This is a genomic window from bacterium (genome assembly GCA_021372615.1).
GTDB lineage: Bacteria > Armatimonadota > Zipacnadia > Zipacnadales > UBA11051 > JAJFUB01.
This window is the reverse complement of sequence record JAJFUB010000164.1, coordinates 1-4,508: the sequence shown is the minus strand read 5'-3', so window position 1 is coordinate 4,508 and position 4,508 is coordinate 1. Positions and strand designations below refer to the sequence as shown.

At 69.2% G+C, this 4,508-nt stretch carries 3 protein-coding genes; 2 read left to right on the top strand and 1 reads right to left on the bottom strand.

Features of this window, described 5'->3' with window-relative positions; all coding sequences use genetic code 11:
- Positions 1-60: 60 nt before the first annotated feature.
- Positions 61-2,688 carry a beta-galactosidase gene (locus tag LLH23_23170; GenBank protein ID MCE5241377.1) on the bottom strand — a complete coding sequence of 876 codons (2,628 nt, stop codon included), beginning with the start codon at positions 2,686-2,688 and terminating at the stop codon, positions 61-63.
- A gap of 258 nt (positions 2,689-2,946) precedes the next feature.
- Here LLH23_23170 and LLH23_23165 point away from each other — a divergent pair, with 258 nt between their 5' ends.
- Positions 2,947-3,102, top strand: coding sequence for a Flp family type IVb pilin (locus tag LLH23_23165; GenBank protein MCE5241376.1), 156 nt, complete (start codon positions 2,947-2,949; stop codon positions 3,100-3,102).
- Between the two features lie 31 nt (positions 3,103-3,133).
- Complete coding sequence (locus LLH23_23160) at positions 3,134-4,354, top strand: nucleotidyltransferase family protein (GenBank protein ID MCE5241375.1); 1,221 nt, start codon at positions 3,134-3,136, stop codon at positions 4,352-4,354.
- Positions 4,355-4,508: the final 154 nt, after the last annotated feature.

Genomic DNA, 4,508 nt, shown 5'->3' with positions numbered 1-4,508 from the left:
GGGGCCCGTCGCACACGACGCGACACCCGCCGCCCTGGTGCTTCCCGACATGCCCAGACATCAGTGGTAGGCAAACAGCCGCGTCTCGCCCTTCGCCATCTCGAACCCGTGCTCCCGGGCGGCGGGGGTCAGCTTCTGCCCGCTGATGAGGTCGGTCAGCTCCACTGCCCGCGGGAAGCGCAGCAGCTTCTGGCCGGCGGTGGCCGCGTGGATGCTGATGAACCGCGGACAGCCGCTGATGACGTCGTTGCTGTCGCAGTACACATGCGCTCCGGCCCGGCGCGCCAGCGCCCGCAGGACCTCGGGGCTGACCTCCAGCCCGCCGTAGAACACCGACCACCACCCCCCACAGTCCTTCATCGCCAGACCCACGTGCGTGGCGCTGTCGTAGACGCCCAGCGGGGTGACCCCGGCCTGTGCCGGCACGGCGAAGCGCGGCGCCACCGGGTGCCCGTCGCCGAAGGCCTGCTCAGCAGGCAGCCCCGACAACTCCGGGGGCAGTTGCGGCAGCAGCTTGACCCGCGCGCTGCCGGGCTCGTCCAGCGCCTGCACGTCGAACCCCACGACCCGTGACACATTGCCCGCGCCGGCGGTGTCGCCCCGGACGTAGCCGGGCGCATAGAGCCACAGCAGCACTGCTCCCGGCTGCGCCGCCCGTCGCCGCACCTGCGCCAGTTGCTGGTCGCTGAGGCGGAACGTGTTCAGGAAGACGCACATCCGCACGCTGTTGGGCAGCTTCCCCTCGCACAGGTCGTCCAGCAGGTACAGCCCCACCGGGCAGCCCATGGTGTTGAACCAGCGGCGCATGCGTGTGACGCTGTAGGCCGTGATCTCGTTGGAGTGGCGCAGGACGAAGTTACTGTCCTCGTCGGTGATGATCGCGACCTGCGGGCGGAGCGGCCCGGCGTTCGGCAGTGTCCGCCACAGGTCGCGCTCGTGGGCGAAGTTGTCGAAGATCTCCTTGTCGGCCATCCACCCGGTGCCGAAGTCCATCCACCAGGTGGCACAGCGCCGCTCGAACTGGTGGCCGAAGTTGCGCCGGTACACCCCCAGCGTCTGGGCCATGCTATCCGTGCGCCCGTAGCCGGCCGTGACCGGGGCGAGATGGGTGCGCGTGTCGTCCTCATTGAGCCACAGCTTGCCGTGGAGTTGGATTGTGTCGGCGGGCGACATGAACGACCCCGGCCCGCCGGACTCGCGGTCGCCGTAGGTGATCGGCGAGCAGAGGATGTCCACTTCGGGGCAGTGCAGCACCTGGTGCAGTCGCAGGTGCCCCGAGACCTGCGCGCCGTAGGCGAAGCCCGAGACGTCGTAGTGGTAGCCGTAGAAGAAGGCTGTCAGCTTCTTGCCGCCGGTCTCCTCCTTGACCACGCGCGCGATGTGCTGCAGGTACTCGGCCAGGCAGACCTGCATGTACTCGACGAAGTCCAGCACGAAGCGCTGGCGCACGGGATCGCGGAAGACGCCGTAGGAGCCCTCAGTGCGTTCCTGCAGCGTCGGCACGCGGATGGTCTCGAAGGTCACGTCAGGCTGCTGCCAGGCCTGCCGCAGGGCCGCCACGGTCTGGTACTTGCCCTGCGCCCACCGCGCGAACGCCGCGCGGAAGGGCTCCTCGAAGCAGGGCATGATCTTCTCCCAGGTGTGGTCGTAGAACCACTCCCCGGCGCTCTGGGCGCAGGGATGGTAGCCGAGCATGTGCTCGCCATACTTGCTCTCCAGGTGGCGGATGAGCAGGCGCAGCGCCTCCTCGGCATCGCGCCGCCACTCGGGCGACGCCGGCGACACCATCGGCATGTTCCCGGTGTCGTAGACCTGCTGGAGGCCGGGATGGGCCTGCATCCACCAGGCCGGGGCGCCCAGGCCGATGCGGGGCAGCAGCAGGTGGTCGGGGTCCACGCTCAGGATGTGCTCGACCATGGCATCCGTGGCGCTGTAGTCGGGGGCCTTGCCGTCCTGGGGCCAGGGCATCGGCAGCGTGGGGTTGCCGATGTGCAGCCCGCGCTCAGCCCCGAGCTTGATGTTGCGGTCCGACCCGCCCGCTTCCCCGCCGTACACCGTCCAGGGCGGCCCCTGGTGGACGGACTGCAGTTCCACCTCCCGCGGCTGATCCGAGCGCAACCAGAGCGAGAATGTGTACTTGCGGCCCTGCTGGATGGCGTAGCGCTGGTACAGATGGATGTGGTAGTCCACAGTGCCGGGATGGGTGATGCGCACCCGCAGACACTTCTGTCCCTGCCGGGGGTTGTCGGCCACCAGCGCCCACTCCACGGCTGCGCCGGTCGAGTTGTTGACGAAGTAGGCCCAGGCTTTGGGCAGTTCGTCCCCCTCGAAGTCGCCGCCCTGCAGCAGGTTGTCCGACAGCGGTGCGTCCAGCGTCCCCTCGGTCACGCGCACGTCATCCACGAACCAGTCGCCGACGGGCTTGATGTTGCGGATGTGCGCCCCCACGTTGTCGTCGTCACATGGGGCCACGAAGGTGTAGCTGAACTGCTGCCAGGTCGCTGTGACCGGGCAGGACATGACAGAGGCGGGGTTGCCGCCCAGGTGCTGGATCATCATGGGCGGGGTCGCCTGCCCGTTGATGAGCAGCGTCGGGATGCCGTTACGCATGACGACGTGAGCTTCCAGAGCCATGGCCGAACCTCCGGCGAGGACGAGTGCAGCCACGATGGCAGTAGCGCGCAGCATGTCAGGCCTCCTGTTCGCCCGTACAGCTTCGCGGCGGCAGGCACTGGGGCCTGCCTGGGTTCGAGCGGGACATGACCGACGCAGGCCCAGCAGATACGCACAACTACGTACGCGGGGCTGCGCCGGCTACGCACAGGCTATGCGTAGCTGGCGGTATTTCGCCAGGGCTGCGCGGAATCGCGGTGCAGGCGTGCGCGTCGTTGTGCCATAATGCTGATGACCATACAGAGTTCAGCACCGCCTGCCTGGGGGCTGTTCATGCTGAAGCGACTGTGGTACGATGAAGCTGGTTTGACGACTGTCGAGTATGCGCTGGTACTGGCCATCATGGCCCTGGCGACCTTCGCCATCGGCGCCATGATCGCGGCGCGAGTCCGCGGCAGTGCCTCCACGTCGGTCTCCGCGAGCCGCTGAGGCCGTGGCCGGCCGGGCCAAAGCCTGAGACATGACCCCCAATCCACCCGACCCCTTCCCCCCGCCGTTGCGGGCCCTTGCTGCCTGCGTGGGCGACGCTGACGCTCGCTTCGCCGGGGCCCTGGCCACGGCGGTCGAGGCAACGCCCCCTCTCCCCCATGTCGCCGCCGTGCATGGCCTCACGTCACTGCTCTACCAGCGCCTGCGCAGCACGGGTCTGCAGGACCAGCTACCGTCCGAGCAATGGGAGGCGCTGAAGATCTCCCATGTGCGTCGGGCGCGGGCGCAGCAGGCGCTGCTGGAGATGGCCGCGGATGCCGTGCGACTGCTCCAGGAGGCAGGCGTGCCGTGCCTGCCCATCAAGGGCCTGGCCCTGCTGGCGGCATCGGGGGAGGATTATCTGCCGCGCGACATGGCGGATGTAGACTTGCTGCTTCCTGCCGACCGTATTGTCTCGGCTTCGCGACTGCTGATGGCAAGCGGCTGGGGGGAAGCTCGTTTGCCCTGGAGCCTCACCCCCTGGACGTACGGTCTACCCCCCTTGGCGCGCGGAGAAATGCCCCTCGAACTGCACTGGCGATTGTGGCCGGTGGGGCCGCTCCTGCCCTACAACCTGCCGAGCTTCGCCGCCCTGGCGGCCGACGCCGTGCCGACGCCCTGGGCCGGGATGGAGCTGCCGGTGCCCGGCGTGCCCGCGCAGATCATCACCGTGGCCGCGGCGATGACGGTGGACGCCCTCGCGGTGCCGCTGCGGCACTGGGCGGATCTGTACCACCTGCGACGTCGCCTGACGGACGAGGGGGAAGGGCGCCTGTGGGAGATGGCGGCGGGGGCGCGCATGACGGACTACCTGCGGATCGTCCTCGGCCTCGTGGGGGAGCTGTGGCCCGAGGTCGGGCCGGGTGCGCCCCCCGGCGCGCAGAGCGACGCCGTGCGCCGGATCGCCTGGCGGCGGCTCGTCCACACGCCCCGCGAGACGCGGCGGGCCTCCTCGCTGCTGCTGCTGTGGCGCCGCCTGCATGGCGCCGGCGCGCAGCTTGACCCCGCCTGGCGCGACAAGCTGCCGCCCGAGCTGCGTGCCGGAGTGGCCGCCGAACTGGCGCGGGGGGTGCTCGCGGAGGTGGGAACGTCGTTCGTGGCGGGGAGCAAGCTGTTGCGGCGGACAGGGTTGTGGCTGGTCAGCCCCGCGGAACGGCAGGCGCTACGAGAGGAGCTGGCCCTGTCCGAGGTGCTCTGGGGGTTGGCGGGGTAGGAGCGGGATCTTCGGAGCGCGGCTCTCCAGCCCATTTTCCGCAAAGTGCGGGTTTTGCTTGTGAGGCGAGGAGGTTCTGACGGTTGGGGCAAGAAGTGAGCGGGCACTTGGTGCTAGGAGTGTCCCTGCTCATGTCCCGTCGGGAACCTCACGT